Annotated in this window: 13 protein-coding genes; 2 read left to right on the top strand and 11 right to left on the bottom strand. The window is 61.2% G+C overall.

The window, feature by feature from the left end:
* Nucleotides 1-238 precede the first annotated feature (238 nt).
* The 10 genes from KHU30_RS16145 to kdpF form a co-directional block, all read right to left on the bottom strand.
* Nucleotides 239-1627 carry an MFS transporter gene (locus KHU30_RS16145; RefSeq protein ID WP_211443660.1) on the bottom strand — a complete coding sequence of 463 codons (1389 nt, stop codon included), beginning with the start codon at nucleotides 1625-1627 and terminating at the stop codon, nucleotides 239-241.
* A gap of 102 nt (nucleotides 1628-1729) precedes the next feature.
* On the bottom strand, nucleotides 1730-2098 hold the full coding sequence (locus KHU30_RS16140) for a nuclear transport factor 2 family protein (RefSeq protein ID WP_211443659.1): 369 nt from the start codon (nucleotides 2096-2098) through the stop codon (nucleotides 1730-1732).
* A 59-nt stretch (nucleotides 2099-2157) separates the two neighbouring features.
* On the bottom strand, nucleotides 2158-2670 hold the full coding sequence (locus tag KHU30_RS16135; RefSeq protein WP_211443658.1) for a cupin domain-containing protein: 513 nt from the start codon (nucleotides 2668-2670) through the stop codon (nucleotides 2158-2160).
* Nucleotides 2671-2697: 27 nt separating this feature from the next.
* Nucleotides 2698-3399, bottom strand: a complete 702-nt coding sequence (gene kdpE / locus KHU30_RS16130) for a two-component system response regulator KdpE (RefSeq protein ID WP_211443657.1) — start codon at nucleotides 3397-3399, stop codon at nucleotides 2698-2700.
* A complete protein-coding gene (gene kdpD / locus KHU30_RS16125; RefSeq protein WP_211443656.1) occupies nucleotides 3396-6185 on the bottom strand; it encodes a two-component system sensor histidine kinase KdpD in 2790 nt (929 codons plus the stop codon). Before kdpD ends, kdpE begins: the two co-directional genes overlap by 4 nt.
* Nucleotides 6186-6383: 198 nt before the next feature.
* Nucleotides 6384-7136, bottom strand: a complete 753-nt coding sequence (locus tag KHU30_RS16120; protein WP_211443655.1) for a TorF family putative porin — start codon at nucleotides 7134-7136, stop codon at nucleotides 6384-6386.
* A gap of 149 nt (nucleotides 7137-7285) precedes the next feature.
* On the bottom strand, nucleotides 7286-7933 hold the full coding sequence (kdpC, locus tag KHU30_RS16115) for a potassium-transporting ATPase subunit KdpC (protein ID WP_211443654.1): 648 nt from the start codon (nucleotides 7931-7933) through the stop codon (nucleotides 7286-7288).
* Nucleotides 7934-7947: 14 nt separating this feature from the next.
* Nucleotides 7948-10038: a potassium-transporting ATPase subunit KdpB gene (gene kdpB / locus KHU30_RS16110; RefSeq protein WP_211443653.1), complete on the bottom strand. Its 2091-nt coding sequence runs from the start codon at nucleotides 10036-10038 to the stop codon at nucleotides 7948-7950.
* Between the two features lie 71 nt (nucleotides 10039-10109).
* Nucleotides 10110-11927 carry a potassium-transporting ATPase subunit KdpA gene (gene kdpA / locus KHU30_RS16105; protein WP_211443652.1) on the bottom strand — a complete coding sequence of 606 codons (1818 nt, stop codon included), beginning with the start codon at nucleotides 11925-11927 and terminating at the stop codon, nucleotides 10110-10112.
* Nucleotide 11928: 1 nt separating this feature from the next.
* A complete protein-coding gene (kdpF, locus tag KHU30_RS16100) occupies nucleotides 11929-12018 on the bottom strand; it encodes a K(+)-transporting ATPase subunit F (protein WP_038491105.1) in 90 nt (29 codons plus the stop codon).
* Nucleotides 12019-12359: 341 nt separating this feature from the next.
* On the opposite strand from kdpF, the gene KHU30_RS16095 reads away from it, so the two are divergent.
* Nucleotides 12360-14546: an FUSC family membrane protein gene (locus KHU30_RS16095; protein ID WP_211443651.1), complete on the top strand. Its 2187-nt coding sequence runs from the start codon at nucleotides 12360-12362 to the stop codon at nucleotides 14544-14546.
* A gap of 170 nt (nucleotides 14547-14716) precedes the next feature.
* Nucleotides 14717-15106 (top strand): hypothetical protein, encoded by a 390-nt coding sequence (locus KHU30_RS16090; protein ID WP_211443650.1) that lies wholly within the window; start codon nucleotides 14717-14719, stop codon nucleotides 15104-15106.
* A 24-nt stretch (nucleotides 15107-15130) separates the two neighbouring features.
* Here the strand turns inward: KHU30_RS16090 and KHU30_RS16085 are convergent, their stop codons facing one another.
* On the bottom strand, nucleotides 15131-16030 hold the full coding sequence (locus KHU30_RS16085; RefSeq protein ID WP_211443649.1) for an SMP-30/gluconolactonase/LRE family protein: 900 nt from the start codon (nucleotides 16028-16030) through the stop codon (nucleotides 15131-15133).
* Nucleotides 16031-16091: the final 61 nt, after the last annotated feature.

The raw sequence follows: 16091 nt of genomic DNA, 5'->3' as shown, positions 1-16091 counted from the left end.
GGTCAGAGTAGCTAACTGGGGTCAGAGTGAAATTTCTGCATGTTTTTTGCAGAAACTTCACTCTGACCCCACTTAGCGGGCTACGGAGTGCATGCCTCTACGTTAAAAAAAACCATGTAGTGCGCTCTGTTTTTCTCCGAACTCGTCAATTGGGGTCAGAGTAATTTTCGCAAAAACCCGCGAAAAAAAACTCTGACCCCAATTGACTCAGCCGGCGGAGCACCGCGTATGCGAGTGTCTACGCCGGCTTATGCCCGGTCAATGCCGCGCCGGCATTTAAGGGCAGGCGCCGCGTCACGGGAATCGAGGCCATCGAGAACAGGCCGATGACGATGAAGGCCGGCCAGAAATCGCCGGCGACAATGGTTTCATGACCTTGCAGACGGCTGGAGAAATGCACCGCCAGGCCGCCTATGGTGACTCCCAATCCCAAGGAAATCTGCTGCACCACGCTGGCCAGGCTGGTAGCCCGGCTGACGTCGGCGCTGTCCAGGTCGGCGTAAGCCATGGTGTTGAGACAGGTGAATTGCATGGAAGGGAAAAAACCGCCCAGCAGGACCACCGCCATCATCACCAGATAAGGCGTCGTCGGCGTAAACAAGCCGTAGGACGCCAGCGCCAGTCCGGCCAGCACCGCATTCCAGATCAGTACCGAACGGAAACCGTAACGGCGCAGCACCGAGGTGCCGATGGCTTTCATGAAGATCGCGCCGAAAGCGGAAGCGCAAGTGATGGTGCCGGCGTGGAAGGCGTTCATGCCGAAGCCGACCTGCAAGGCCAGCGGCAACAGGAACGGCACCGCGCCAAGGCCGATGCGGAACAGCGAGCCGCCCAGCACGCTGGCGCGGAAAGTCGGGATCCGCAGCAGGCGCAGATCCAGCAGCGGAAACGGTTCGCGCCGTGCATGCAGCAGATACACATACAAGGTCAGGCCGCCCGCTGCGCACATGGCGAACGCCCATTCCGAGGCCAGCAGTTCGCCATCGATCATCGACAGGCCCAGCATCAGCAGCGTACTGCCGACCGCCGACAGCACGAAGCCCTTCATGTCGAGCGGCTGCAAATCGTCGGAGCGGTAGTTCTCGATGTATTTGCTGGCCAGGTACATGCCCAGGATGCTGATCGGCACGTTGATCAGGAAGATCCAGCGCCAGTGGAAATAGGTAGTGATGAAGCCGCCCAGCGGCGGCCCGATGACCGGTCCCAGCTGCGATGGAATGGTCAGGTAGCTGATGGCTTTGACCAGCTCGGTGCGCGGCACCGCGCGGAAGATCACGATGCGGCCGACCGGCACCATCATGGCGCCGCCTATGCCCTGCAGGAAACGGGCGGCGACAAATGCCGCCAGCGAGCTGGAGGCGGCGCACATCAGCGAACCGCACAGGAATACCAGGATCGCCGAACGGAACACGGTGCGCGCGCCGAAGCGATCTGCCACCCAGCCGCTGATCGGAATGAAGACGCCGAGGCCGACCACATACGAGGTCAAGGCAAGTTTCAGGGTAAGCGGATCTTGTCCAAGATCGTGCGCCAGCACCGGCAAGGAGGTGGCAATCACCGTCGCGTCCATGTTTTCCATGAACAGCGCACAAGCAACAATCAGCGGGATGAGGAGAGTACGTTGCACTGCCGATAACCGTAGGGTAAACAAAAAGACAGATGCACGCAGTGATGCATCTGTCTGGCGGCTAGTTTACACCTATTTCGGAAAACCGGCAGGACCGCAGGGTCAGGCCGGCTTGCGCTGGCCCGGATCGTAGTAAAACTGTTCTTCCGCGATCTTGTCGCCGCGCCAGACCTGGTAGGCGATTTCATCTTGCCGGAAGCTGCGACCGTCCGGCAGTTCGATCTCGAACAGCCAGTTGATGGCGACGCGGTCGCCGTCGATCAGGAAGGACTTGGCCGCCAGCGTGCGGATTTCCTTGACCGCCGACATCGCCTTTTGCTCGCCCGCCACCAGCAACTGCATCCCCTTGCGCGGCGGTTCCTGGTTTTCCTGCATGGAGGCGTCTTCGGTATAGAACTCTTCGATCGCTTCCACGTATTTGCCTTGCACAACCAGTTTTATAAAACTTTCAACACGTTCTCGATTTGGCATGAATTGATCCTGTGATGGTGTGTGGTTCTAGGGCCTGTTGCCCTAGCACTATACACAATTCAGAAAGGACCGTTTGACTGCCGCAATTTATCCGGCAAGCCGTCATGCGGACCGAGCGGATCCTGCGGCGCGTCGCTCCAGTACTGGCTGCCGATCGCAGCATTGCGCGCCGGATGCAGAGGATAGATCACCTGATTGTCGGCGCGGAAGCATTCCCCGACCACCAGCAGCCGCACATCGGTTTCGGTGTTGTTGATGAAGGTATGCGCGAGGCCGGTGCCGGTGGCGAAACCGACGCCGTCGCCCGGCGCCAGCCGGTGCAGATGGCCGTCCAGCCAGACATCCGGCGTGCCTTCGATCACATAGGCGAACTCTTCCTCGGTCTTCTCGGCATGCGGCCAGGAAGTGCGGCGGCCGGGCGGCAGCACCTCGTGGTGGATCCCTATCCTTTTCAGCCCGAAGCTGCGGCCGAACGGCGAACCGATGGACATCAGTTCGGCGCTGCCGGGATAGCGCGAATCGTCGGCGCCTTGGATCTCTTGCCAATGTTTGATGCATTCAGGTCTTGCCATGTTCTTCTCCGCTTGTCTGCAACGTTCTTACTGGGAAAGCAGGATGCGGTAGCCCACCGCGGTCTCGGTCAGCAGATGCTTGGGCTGGGCCGGATCGTCTTCCAGTTTCTGCCGCAAGTGTCCCATATAAATCCGCAGATAGTGGCCGCTCTCGGAATGCGACGGCCCCCACACTTCCTTGAGCAATTGCGGATTGGTCACCACCCGCCCTGCATTGGCTACCAGCACCGTCAGCAAACGGTACTCGGTCGGCGTCAGGTGCACCGGCTGCTGCGCCTTGGTGACCAGCCGCGCCTGCAAATCCAGCGTGACGTCGCCAAAGCGGATCAGGCCGTCGTCGCCGGCCAGCGGCTGGTGCTGCCGGCGCAGCGTGGCGCGTACCCGCGCCAGCAGCTCGCCGACGCCAAACGGCTTGCTCAGGTAATCGTCGGCGCCGGCATCGAGCGCCTTGATCTTGTCAGCTTCATTGACGCGCGCCGACAGCACGATGATGGGCACGCGCGACCATTTCCGGACATCCAGGATGAAATCGACGCCGTCGCCGTCCGGCAGGCCGAGGTCGAGAATCACCAGGTTAGGCTTGCGGGTGCCGCAATCGATCAGGCCGCGCTGCATGGTCTGCGCTTCAAAGATCTGCCAGCCTTCATCTTCCAGCGCAGCACGCACAAAGCGCCGTATCTGCGGTTCGTCTTCGACCAGTAGTGCGATCGGGGTTGGTTGCGTCGTCATGTTTTCTCCGTATTGCCGGTATTGCCGGCGCTGCCGCCGGCGGCATCCATTCTCAATTCGTGCTCTTCCAGGTCGGGCATGCTGGGCGGGCTGCCGAGCGGGATGGTAAATACGAATTCGGCGCCGGCGCCGGCGCTGCGGGCGCGGATGGTGCCGCCGTGCGCTTCCACGATGGCGCGGCAGATCGCCAGTCCGAGACCGACGCCGGGTTTGGCCGATTCGCGTTCGCCGCGCGTGAATTTTTCGAAGATGGCGTCTTCCATGCCGCTCGGCAGGCCGGGGCCGTCATCCGACACGGTGACCGCCAGGTAGCGGCCGTTGACCACTGCCGCCAGCACGATATGCGAACCGGGCGGCGTGTACTTGACGGCGTTCTCCAGCAGATTGCACAGCACCCGTTCGATCAGGACCGCGTCGAAACGGATCAGCGGCAGCTCATGCGCCACCCGGATCTCGATCTGGTGCCCCAGCAATGCCGAGCCGCTGGCGCGCAGCGCGCTGCCGACCACTTCTTCAAACGGCTGCCACTGCAGGTTCAGCTTGACTTCGCCGCTCTGGATCCTGGCCATGTCCAGCAGATTGGTGACCAGCGCGCTCATGCGCAGCATCTCGCTGTGCAGCGCGCCGGCCAGCAATTGCTGGTTTTCCTGCAGCGGCGGCTTCGACAGCACCAGCGATTCGGACAAACCGATCAGCGCCGTCAAAGGCGTGCGCAAATCGTGCGACAGCGCCGACAGCAGGGAATTGCGCAAGCGCTCCGATTCCATCCGCACCAGCGCATCCTGCGCCACTTCGACATAGTGCACCCGCTCCAGCGCAATCGCGGTCAACGTGGCGAAGGTATAGAGCTGTTGCTGCTGTTCCGGGATCAGGATCCAGCGCCGGCTGTGCGGCAAGATCGCCAGCACGCCGCGGGTGCGCATCGGCGCCACCAGCGGCAGATACAGGTAATTACTGGCCGGCAGCGTATCGGTGCCGATGCCGGCGCTGCTGGCATTGTCGAAGGCCCATTGGGCGATGCCCATGTCCAGCGCGGCGGCGACATTGGCGACCTCCTCGGGAATCACCGCCGGCAGCTGCAAGCGGCCGGCATCGTCCGGCACCAGCAGCAAGGTCTTGGCCTGGAAACTGCGTTGCAGGAACTGGCGGCTGGTTTCAAATATCTGCTCGGTTTGCAGGACGCCGGACAAGGCGCGGGCGAACTCGAACAAGGCGCGCGAACGGGCCTCGCGATCGGAGGCGATGCGAGCCTGGTAGCGCAGGCCGGTAGTCAGATGGGTGATCGTCAAGCCCACCGCCAGCATCACGCCGAAAGTCAGCAAATACTGGAAATCGCTGACAGCGAAGGAAAAGCGCGGCGGCACGAAAAAGAAATCGAAGGAAGCAATGCTCAGCAGCGCCACGAAAATCGCCGGCCCGCGGCCATAGCGGATGGCGATCAGCACCTCAGCCAGCAAGTACAGCATGACGATGTTGGCGAGGTCGAAAAACGGCAGTATCGGCGTCGCCAGCAAGGTGACCAATGCGCATACGCCGAGCGCCCAGCCGTAGCCCCACCATTCGATCCGGCCCTGCTTGGGCAGGTGGCGCGGAAAACTGCGGCCGGCGGCGTCCTCAGCCTTGGCCGCCGCGCTGGCCGGCGGCACGCCGATTTCGATCAGGTCGATATCGCTGGCCTGCGCCGCGATGCGCGCGGCATGATTCGGCTGCCAGGGAAACTGGCGCTGGCTGCGGCCGATGATGATTTTGGAAAAATTGTGGCTGCGCGCATAGCCTGCCATGACGCCGGCGACATCGTTGCCCGCCAATACTGCCGTGGTCGCCCCTAGGTCCTGCGCCAGCTTGAGCGTCTTCAGGATGCGCTCGCGCCTGGCCGAGGGCAGCCGCTGCAATTTCGGCGTCTCGACATAGATCGCATGCCATTCGGCATTGAGCTGGGTCGCCAGCCGGGCCGTGCTGCGTATCACATGTTCCGCGTTAGCTGACGGACCGACGCAAGCCAACAGCGCGGCATCGGTTTGCCATACCGCCCCTATCGATTTTTCTATGCGATAAGCCTGGACATCGCCCTGCAGGCGGTCGGCGGTACGGCGCAAGGCCAGTTCGCGCAAGGCGATCAGATTGCCCTTGCGGAAAAAATTGCGCGAGGCGCGTTCGGCCTGCGGCAGCTTGTATACCTTGCCGAGCTTGAGGCGGTTGAGCAGCTCATCGGCCGGCAAGTCCACCAGCACCACTTCATCGGCCGCGTCGAATACCGTATCCGGCAAGGTTTCCGCCACGCGGATGCCGGTGATGCCGCCGACCACGTCGTTCAGGCTTTCCAGATGCTGGACGTTCAGGGTGGTGAAAACGTCGATGCCGGCGCTCAGCAGCTCTTCGACATCCTGCCAGCGTTTGGGATGGCGCGAGCCGGAGGCGTTCGAATGCGCCAGCTCGTCGACCAGGATCAGCGACGGCTTGCGCTGCAGCGCCGCGTCCAGGTCGAATTCCGGCAGCTGCTTGTCGCGATACTCGACCAGCTTGAGCGGCAGCAGCTCCAGGCCGTTCAGCAAGGCTGCGGTTTCCGTCCTGCCGTGGCTCTCGATAACGCCGGCTAATACCTCGCGCCCCTCGCTATGCAATTTATGCGCTGCGCTGAGCATGGCGTAGGTTTTGCCGACGCCGGCGGAGGCGCCGAAATAGATGCGCAACTTGCCGCGTCCGGCCAGGCTCTCCTGCACCTGCAGTTGCGCCAGCAGAGCATCCGGATCGGGACGCAGGTCGCCGCTTGAATTGGGTGAGGGCATATAGTTAACTTAAGATCCGGTAGAAGCTGCCGTTGCAAGAGGGATTGAAGTTGTACGCCAATTGTAGATTGAATTCATCCGCCATTGTCACTATCGCATGCTATTTCAAACGCCTGACCCGCAGCGGCCATGAATGGCAACGGGCCGGAAGGTTTTACCCTTGCCGGCCGCTGCTGCAGGAACAGCCCGCCACAATATTTAGAATGTCTTTGTCGCAGCAATCACCAATGCAGTCTTGCCCAGGTTTTTACGCTCAGGCGACGGTCCGGCATAATTCTTGGTGTCGGTGCCGATCACGGCAACGCTGCCGGACAGGAAGCCGAAATCCTTGGTCAGGCCGACTTTCCAGTCGGTATAGCTGGACGCCGAATTGTTCTTCACGGTTTGGTGGCCGGCGTGCAGGTTGACCGTATAGCCGTTAGTCACATCGATATTGGCGCCGATATCCAGGTAGCCGCTGTTCTTGCTGTCGGCAAAGCCGAACAGATTGGTCACGGACTGCGAGTACTTGATGTAGGCCGGGCCGTAGCCAAGCTGGCCGTAGAGCTCGGTCGTATCAGCGTTCGGATGCAGATCGTTGGATGGATAAACATAAGTGAGCACGCCGAAATCGTAGCTCAGGTCTTGCGTGAAGTTACCCTTCTTGCCGGCATAGATATCCCATTCGATGTTGCCGTTGCCGCCGCTGTCCTTGATCCACTTCAGCGTCGACAGCCAGGTGCCGACATAGATGCCGGTCGGGTTGTTGCTATAGTCGGCGCCGCCTTGCAGCGCCGGCTTCAGGCGCGTTTGCGAAATGCCGCGGAAGCGATAGTCGGATACCAGGCTGGCGTTGAATGTCAGCGCGTTGTCGGGAACCGCGGCCGCCTCTTCTGCTTGCGAGCAGTTTGCGGTAAAGGCGGTCACGCCGATGACAGTCATCAAGCCAGCGAAATAGAGTATTTTCTTCATGAGTTCCAAGTGAAACAAAAGGTAGTGTGACGATGTTGTATTTCAAGTTGCAAACGATATGGACGTGCAGAAGCTGACCGCACTAGGTACGGTCAGTCCTGTAAAAAAATATCGCTGTGGCTTGAAACGGGATGAAGCCGGGTTGAAACTTAGTCGGCAGCGGGATGCTGCCGGTCCAGCGCCAGGTTCAAGGCCATGACATTGACGCGCGGCTCGCCGAGGAAGCCGAGGCTGCGCTGCAATTGCAGGCCGGCGATCAGGCTGCGCACGGTGTCGACGTCGAGCTTGCGTTCGCGCGCCACGCGGCCGGCCTGGTAATAGGCGGCGGCCAGGCTGATCTCGGGATCGAGGCCGCTGCCGGAGGCAGTCACCAGGTCCACCGGAATCGGCAGCGTGTTGCTCGGATCAGCCGCCTTGAGGGCATCGACCCGGCCTTTGACGGCATCGATCAGCGCAGGATTGCTCGGACCGAAGTTGGAGCCGCCGGACGACTGGGCGTTATACGGCATCGGGCTGGTTGCCGACAAGCGTCCCCAGAAGTAGTTAGGGGCGGAAAATTCCTGGCCGATCAGGCGTGAACCGATCAGCTTGCCGTTGTGCATGATCAGGCTGCCGGCAGCCTGGTCCGGGAACACCGCCTTGCCGATGCCGGTCACGGCCAGCGGGTAGATCACGCCGCAGAGGACGGTCAGGCCGACGAAAAGCACCAGCGCCGGGCGCAGTATGCCTTGCGACGATACTTTCGAATGGACCGCCAGTTTTGCCGGCGGCAGTGTTGCTGAGGATGCTGATTTCATTTCCATACTCCTAATTACACCAGGTGCATGACTGACAGGATCATGTCAATCAGCTTGATACCGATAAAGGGCAATACGATGCCGCCCAGGCCGTAGATCAGCAGGTTGCGGCGCAGCAGCGAGGCGGCGCCGACAGCGCGGTAACGCACGCCTTTCAATGCCAGCGGGATCAGCACGACGATGATCAGGGCGTTGAAGATCACCGCGGACATGATCGCCGAGGACGGGCTGGCCAGGCGCATCACGTTCAGCGCCGCCAGCTGCGGATAGGTGGTGATGAAAGCGGCCGGGATGATCGCAAAATACTTGGCGATATCGTTGGCGATCGAGAAGGTCGACAAGGCGCCGCGCGTCATCAGCATCTGCTTGCCGATCTCGACGATCTCCAGCAGCTTGGTCGGATTGGAATCCAGGTCGACCATGTTGCCGGCTTCCTTTGCCGCCTGGGTGCCGCTGTTCATCGCCACCGCCACGTCGGCTTGCGCCAGCGCCGGCGCATCGTTGGTGCCGTCGCCGGTCATCGCCACCAGCCGGCCTTCCGACTGATAGCTGCGGATCAGCTTCAGCTTGTCTTCCGGCGTCGCTTCCGCCAGGAAGTCATCGACCCCTGCTTCCGCTGCAATCGAGGCTGCCGTCAGGCGGTTGTCGCCGGTGATCATGACCGTCTTGATGCCCATCCGGCGCAGCTCGGCGAAACGCTCCTTGATGCCGCCCTTGACGATGTCTTTCAGCTCAACCACGCCCATCACCACGCCTTCGTCCACCACCACCAGCGGCGTGCTGCCGCGGCGGGCGACGTCGTCGACGCTGTGCGCCACTTCGGCCGGAAACGGCTGGCCCAGCTCGGTCATGTAGTTCTTCAGCGCTTCCGACGACCCCTTGCGGATTGCACGGAATTTGCCGGCGTCGCCGATATCGATGCCGCTCATGCGCGTTTGCGCGGTGAATGGAACGAAGGTGGCATGCAGGGAATTCATCTCGCGTTCGCGGATGTTGAAGCGTTGTTTGGCCAGCACTACGATGCTGCGGCCTTCCGGCGTTTCATCGGCCAGCGAGGCCAGTTGCGCCACATCGGCCAGCTGCTGCTCGGTGATGCCTGGCGCCGGAATGAAGGCCGACGCCTGGCGGTTGCCGAGGGTGATGGTGCCGGTCTTGTCCAGCAACAGCACGTCGACGTCGCCGGCTGCTTCCACTGCGCGGCCGGAGGTGGCGATCACATTGGCTTGCATCATGCGGCTCATGCCGGCCACGCCGATGGCGGACAGCAAGGCGCCGATGGTGGTCGGGATCAGGCAGACCAGCAGAGCCACCAATACCGTGATGGTGATCGGCGTGCCGAACTTGGCGGCAGCCACGCTGAACAGCGAGAACGGCAGCAAGGTCACTGTCACCAGCAGGAACACGATGGTCAGCGCCACCAGCAGGATGGTCAGGGCGATTTCGTTCGGCGTCTTTTGGCGCTTGGCGCTTTCCACCATCGAGATCATGCGGTCCAGGAAGGCTTCGCCTGGATTGACGCTGACCCGCACCACCAGCCAGTCGGACAGGATGCGGGTGCCGCCGGTAACGGCGGAAAAATCGCCGCCGGATTCGCGGATCACAGGCGCGGATTCGCCGGTGATCGCGCTTTCGTCCACCGAGGCCACGCCTTCGATGACTTCGCCGTCGACCGGGATGACGTCGCCGGCTTCCACCAGCACCACATCGCCCTTGCGCAGGTTGCTGGCCGGGGTTGCCGACCAGTTGCTCAGCGCGCCCCTGGACTTGCTGTTGGCTTCCAGCTTTTTAGCGGAAACGGTTTGCTTCAGGGCGCGCAGCGATTCCGCCTGCGCCTTGCTGCGGCCTTCTGCCAATGCTTCGGCAAAATTGGCGAACAGGACAGTGAACCAGAGCCACACCGAGATCGCCAGGATGAAGCCGGCACTGGCCTCGCCCTTGCCGACCAGGGCCTGGAAATACAATAAGGTGGTCAGGATACTGCCGACATAGACCACGAACATGACCGGGTTGCGCAATTGCGTTTGCGGCGCCAGCTTTTTGAACGATGCGACGATGGCCGGGCCCATCAGCGCGGAATCGAAGAGCGTCAGATTGGTGCGAGACATGATGTTTTTCTACTTTCGTTTGAAATTATTCTGTAAACCCGGGGTGGACCATGGGATCCACCCCATCCGGCTTAATGTGCAAACATCTGCAGATGTTCAACCACCGGACCAAGCGCCAGGGCAGGTACATAGTTCAATACGCCGACCAGCACCACCACGCCGATCAGCAGCACGATGAACAGCGGTCCATGGGTCGGCATCGTGCCGGAGTTCGGTTCCAGCCGCTTCTTGGCGGCAAACGAGCCAGCCATCGCCAGGATCGTGACGATGATGATGAAACGTCCGAACCACATGGCGATCGCCAGCATCACGTTATAGAACGGCGTGTTGGCTGACAGGCCGCCGAAGGCGCTGCCGTTGTTGTTGGCGGCCGACGAGAAGGCGTACAGGATCTCGCTGAAGCCATGCGCACCCGGATTGGCGATACCGGCCACGCCGGCGGTCGCCATGACGGCGATGGCGGTGCCGCCCAGCACCAGGATCGGTGTCGCCAGGATCGCGATCGAAGTCATTTTCATTTCAAACGATTGGATCTTCTTGCCCAGGTATTCCGGCGTGCGGCCGATCATCAGGCCGGCGATGAACACCGCCATGATGGCGAACACCAGCATGCCGTACAGGCCGGAACCGACGCCGCCGAACACCACTTCGCCCATCTGTATCAGGGCCATAGGCACCAGCCCGCCCAGTGCGGTGAACGAATCGTGCATGGCGTTTACTGCGCCGCAGGAAGCCGCGGTGGTGACTGCCGCAAACAGGGCCGAAGCGCTGATGCCGAAGCGGGTTTCCTTGCCTTCCATATTGCCGCCGGACTGCAGCAGGCCATGCGCCTGGTCGATGCCCATCGCGCTCAGGCCGGGATGCGACTGCTGTTCCGCATACATCACGACCGCAGTCATGACGACGAAAATCAGGCTCATCGCCGCCAGCACCGCCCAGCCCTGGCGGATATCGCCCACCATGAAGCCGAAGGTGAAGCACAGCGCCGCCGGAATCAGGAAGATCGCCAGCATTTCCATGAAATTCGACAGCGGCGTCGGATTCTCATAAGGATGGGCCGAGTTGGCGTTGAAGAAGCCGCCGCCGTTGGTGCCCAGCATCTTGATCGCTTCCTGCGACGCGACCGGGCCCATGGCCAGGGTCTGCACCTTGGTGTTCATGGATTCCAGGACCGGCTTGCCGGCGGCGTCGTTGACTGGCTGGCCATCGGCGCCGACCTTAGGCTGCTGATACGTCAGCGGCTGCACGATGGCCGCATCCTTGTACGAATCAAAATTCTGGATCACGCCCTGGCTGATCAGGAACACCGAGAAAATCACCGCCAGCGGCAACAGGATGTACGCCGTGGAACGGGTGATGTCGGTCCAGAAATTGCCGATGGACTGCGCCGAATGGCGCGAGAAACCGCGGATCAAGGCAAAGGCAACCGCGATGCCGGTAGCTGCTGAAAAGAAGTTCTGCACAGCCAGCACCAGCATCTGGGTCAGGTAGCTCATCGTGCTTTCGCCCGAATAACCTTGCCAGTTGGTGTTGCTGATAAAACTGACAGCTGTGTTGAAGGCAGAATCAGGGCTAAGATTGGCAAAGTGCTGCGGATTCAGCGGCAGCCAAAGCTGAAAGCGCTGCAAGCCATAGGTCGCCAGCGCGCCGATGGTATTGAAAATCAGCAGGGCCAGCGCATAGGTCTTCCAGTTCATCTCGGACTTGGCCTGGATGCCGGCGCAGCGGTACAGCCATTGTTCGATACGGTTAAACCAGCCGAAGCCGGCGACCGGAGCGTGATCGGAGGAGCCTGCGGCGACCTGCACGATGAATTTTCCCAGCGGGTAGCTCAAGACCAGCAGCACTCCCAGGAAAGCGATCAGCAACATGGTGGATTGGGAGGTCATCTCAGAATTCCTCCGCCTTGATCAGCGCCACGACCAGGTACACCAGCAGCGCGACGGTGACTACCGCGCCGAGTACATAAAACGGATTCATTGACCATCCTCCAGCTTCTTGCAGCCCACTGCCAGCGCCCAGGTGACGACAAACATCGCCACGATCGCGCCGACATACATTCCATCTATTGCCAGGTCCATCATTACCCTCATTACAGATTAGTTTCGGTAATGACAGGCTATAGAAAAGTTCCTAAAAATGTCGTAAAGAGAAAGTACGGGGGTGTAAACAAAGTGTAAAAAAGCCGTAAAAATCCGCGAAAACGCCATGCATGTTGAAGGGGAATTCCTTTCATGTCTTTTTTGCACCATCCGCCTTAATTTATCCAGGCAAACGCGGTACACTTTGAGCCTCGCCAGCTACCGCCGAAAAACATCTACATGCATTACGCCCTGGACCTGCGCACCTTTATATTCAGTCACTATTTCTATACTGGCTTGCGCATCGCCACCGGCGTGGTGGGGCTGACCATGCTGGTGCTGCAGTTCAGCGACCTGCCGACCGCGATGACGGTCTGCATCGGCGCCCTCTCCACCAGCCTGATGGATCTGCCGAGCACGCTGCGGCACAAGTTCAACGAGATGCTCTCCAGCGTGCTGCTGTGTACTGCGGTGACGCTGGTCATCAGCCTGTGCGCGCCGTTCCACTGGCTGCTGAGCATCATGCTGGTGGTGGTCACTTTCCTCGCCAGCATGATGGTGGTGTATGGCAAAAAAGCCATGCCCCTGCAGTTTTCCGCCCTGTTCGTGATGACCTTGTCGATGGAAAACGCCATGAACGTGGAACAGGCGTTTTTCCACACCGGCCTGTTCCTCGGCGGCGGCCTGGCTTACCTGGCCTATTCGATGGCGGTGTCGTGGTTCCTGCGCAGCCGCATCAAGCAGCAGGTGCTGGCGGAAGCGCTGTTCGAGCTGGCGCGCTATATCAATATCAAGGCCGACTTCTACGATATGCACGTCGACCTCGGCAGCCAGTTCAATCTCCTGGTGCGGCAGCAGATCGTGCTGGCCGAAAAGCAGCAGGCCTCGCGCGACCTGATCCTGCGCGATCCGCGCAACCAGCAGGATGCGATCCTGGTGCAGGTCCACTTCGGCATGTTCGACCTCTACGAGCACATCCTCTCGACCCACACCGACTACGCCATCCTGCGCCAGCACCTGGCCGACGCCGAAGTGCTGACCTACCTGCGCGACCTGGTCAACAAGGCTGCCAAGGATATCGAAGCGATCGCCTATGCCGTCACGCGCAAGCGCGCCTCTTTCGCCAGCGTCAGCTACAAGGCCGAAATGCGTTCGATCGAAGCGGAATTGCAGCAGCTGCAGCAGGACAGCCTGGCCGGCAAGGTCTCGGAAGAAGCGCTCGACATCCTGCGCGCCGCCTACGGCAAGATCGTCGACGCCATCGACATGATCGGCCAGCTGCACCACGCCACCCAGAGCGTGCAAGGGCCGCTGCCGGTATTGCTGGGCAAGGACATGACGCCTTTCCTGACCCAGCAAAAATACCAATTAGGGGTGCTGCTGTCCAACCTGCGCTGGCAATCGCCGACTTTCCGCTTTTCCGTGCGCGCGGCGCTGGCGATTTCCTGCGGCCTGCTGGCGGCGGATTCCCTGCCCTATGCCGGCCACGGCTACTGGATCGTGCTGACCATCGCCATCATTCTCAAGCCCAGCTTCAGCCAGACCAAGCAGCGCCGCGGCGACCGCCTGATCGGCACCCTGATCGGCTGCGTCGCCACCGCCCTGATCCTGCGCTTCGTCCACGAGCCGGTGGCCTTGCTCGGGATTCTGTTCATGGCGACCGTGGCGGCGCCCGCCTTCATCTACGTCAAGTACCGCTACACGGCGATTGCCGCCAGCATGCAGATCCTGCTGCAGATCAATTTGGTGATTCCCAGCAGCAGCCACGTCATCGGCGAGCGCCTGATCGACACCCTGATCGGCGCAGTGATCGCCACCGCTTTCAGTTTCGTGCTGCCGAGCTGGGAATACCGCACGCTGCCGCAGCTGATCAAGAATGTCCTCAAGAACAACCAGCGCTTTCTCGACGCCAGCAACAAGCTAATGCAAGGCAAGGCGCTGGACGATTTCATCTACCGCGTCTGCCGCAAGCGTTTCCTCGACAGCATGTCGGAGCTGGCGTCGACCCTGGTGCGCATGCTCGACGAGCCGGTCAGCAAGCATCGCGCGGTGGAGAACCTGAACCAGTTCATCGTCCAGAATTACCTGGTGATGGCGCATGTCGCCGCGCTGCGCATGCTGCTGCGGCGAAATGCCGAAGGCATGCCGCATGCCGCGGTCAATGAAGAACTCGATGCGGCTACCGCACGGGTCTGCAAGACGCTGGGGCTGGCCGAGCATGTGCTCAATCCCGACGCGCCGTTGGCGCCAGCCGATGCGCCCGGCGCCGCACCGCCGGCGGCAACGCGGCAGGCGGCGGAGCCGCTGGCCGAAGCAGAGAACTGGCCGGCCTGGCATGCGCTGCAACAGCGCACGGAACTGCTGTATCAGGACAGTGAAAAGATTGCCGTCAACAGTGCCGCGATTGGGCGCATCCTGGCGGCATAAGAAGCCCATCACAGAGGGAATATCTTCAAAATAAAAGGTTTTTTCTCAAAACAAAAGCAAACCGTTTCCCCGACTAAGCACAGCGAAACACTGGCATGCGCAGTTTCCATATAGTACTATTTCTATGTGGAAACGCATTTGCGGGTTTTACGATCTTAGAAAGGGTAACAATGAACATCGCCATCTTAAAACTCGCTGCCGCCTCGGCCTTGCTGTCCCTCGCCTCCGGCGCCATGGCCAGCGCCAATGGCGGCATCATCCATTTCGTCGGCAGCATCGTCGAGCCGCCCTGCAGCGCCGGCAGCTTCGAGGCCGGCCAGATCAACATCCATTGCGAACAGCGCAGCGCCTTCGACGTCTCGTTCCAGCGCATCGGCTCCAGCGCCGGCTTTGCCAAGACAACGGTCACCTTGACGCGCGACGGCAAGCCGCTGGGCAACAAGGAAGCCAGCGCCTACCGCATGGCCTTGCAAGGCAATACCCAGCTGGGACTATCAGTCGAAAACGCGGCTGCCGATGCCGATACGCGCCCCGTCATCATGACCATCAGCTATCTGTAAGCAGCAGGCAATTGCCGGCCGCCCTCAGGTCCCGCCGAAACGGGCTTCCGGCAAACCGCGCACATCCGCCACATGATGGCGGAACAAGCCGCCGGCCGCAGGCTCGGCCAGCAAGGCTGCCGGCGACAGCGATTCACGCGCGCTGGTGATATATAAGTCGTCCAGCTCCGCACCGCCGAACGCCACGCAGCTCGGTTGCGCCACCGGCACCTTGAGCACGCGCTCGATGCTGCCGTCCGGCGCCAGGCGCAGCACGCGATGACCGCCCCATTGGGCATTCCACAGATAACCCTGGCTGTCGATGGCGGAACCGTCCGGCTCGCCCGGCTGCCCTGACAAATCGGCAAACAGGCGCTGGTTGCTGATGGCGCCGGCTGCGGTGTCGTAGTCGCAGCAATGAATCTTCCTGGCGAGCGAATCGCAGTAATACATGGTGTGGCCGTCCGGGCTGAAGCAGATGCTGTTGCTGATGGCCACCGGCGGCAGCGCCAGGCGCTCCAGCGTCAGGTCGGCATTGAGCCGGTAGAACGAGGCGCAGGCCGCCATGTCTGCGGCGTCGTTCTTGGTGCCGAAGACGAAACGGCCGAAACGGTCGCAGCGGCCGTCGTTGACCCGGGTATGCGGCAGTTCGGCCTCGACCGCGCAAATCGGCATTATCTGCCGGTCGGAAAAGCGGAACCAGGCCAGTTGCGAGGCCAGCCCCAGCAGCAGCCGGTCATCGTCCTCGCTCAGGGCAAAAGTCGCCAGCCGCTCCGGCATGGGCCAGCTCTGCGTCACGCCTGTGGCCGGCGTCAGGCACCACAAGGCGGCGCCGAGAATATCGGTCCACAGCAAGCGCTGCGTGCGCCGGCACCACAGCACGCCCTCTCCCAGCTGATGTTTACCGTCGAATACCAGGCTTGCGGTGGCTGCAGCAGTGGTCATTACAGATCCTCGAAAAAATAATAACGAGGCCTCGCGGCCCCGTTATTGCATTACCCATCAG

The sequence above is a fragment of the Collimonas humicola genome (assembly GCF_018304945.1).
Lineage (GTDB): Bacteria > Pseudomonadota > Gammaproteobacteria > Burkholderiales > Burkholderiaceae_D > Collimonas > Collimonas humicola.
Note: the sequence above shows the minus strand (reverse complement) of the source record. Positions and strands in the feature narration are given on the sequence as shown.

Bases quoted from the DNA above. Each gene is read 5' to 3' on its own strand.
- KHU30_RS16140 (WP_211443659.1), bottom strand. From the start codon at position 2,098: ATGCCAAATCGAGAACGTGTTGAAAGTTTTATAAAACTGGTTGTGCAA.
- KHU30_RS16135 (WP_211443658.1), bottom strand. From the start codon at position 2,670: ATGGCAAGACCTGAATGCATCAAACATTGGCAAGAGATCCAAGGCGCC.
- kdpE (WP_211443657.1), bottom strand. From the start codon at position 3,399: ATGACGACGCAACCAACCCCGATCGCACTACTGGTCGAAGACGAACCG.
- kdpD (WP_211443656.1), bottom strand. From the start codon at position 6,185: ATGCCCTCACCCAATTCAAGCGGCGACCTGCGTCCCGATCCGGATGCT.
- KHU30_RS16120 (WP_211443655.1), bottom strand. From the start codon at position 7,136: ATGAAGAAAATACTCTATTTCGCTGGCTTGATGACTGTCATCGGCGTG.
- kdpC (WP_211443654.1), bottom strand. From the start codon at position 7,933: ATGAAATCAGCATCCTCAGCAACACTGCCGCCGGCAAAACTGGCGGTC.
- kdpB (WP_211443653.1), bottom strand. From the start codon at position 10,038: ATGTCTCGCACCAATCTGACGCTCTTCGATTCCGCGCTGATGGGCCCG.
- kdpA (WP_211443652.1), bottom strand. From the start codon at position 11,927: ATGACCTCCCAATCCACCATGTTGCTGATCGCTTTCCTGGGAGTGCTG.
- kdpF (WP_038491105.1), bottom strand. From the start codon at position 12,018: ATGAATCCGTTTTATGTACTCGGCGCGGTAGTCACCGTCGCGCTGCTG.
- KHU30_RS16095 (WP_211443651.1), top strand. From the start codon at position 12,360: ATGCATTACGCCCTGGACCTGCGCACCTTTATATTCAGTCACTATTTC.
- KHU30_RS16090 (WP_211443650.1), top strand. From the start codon at position 14,717: ATGAACATCGCCATCTTAAAACTCGCTGCCGCCTCGGCCTTGCTGTCC.
- KHU30_RS16085 (WP_211443649.1), bottom strand. From the start codon at position 16,030: ATGACCACTGCTGCAGCCACCGCAAGCCTGGTATTCGACGGTAAACAT.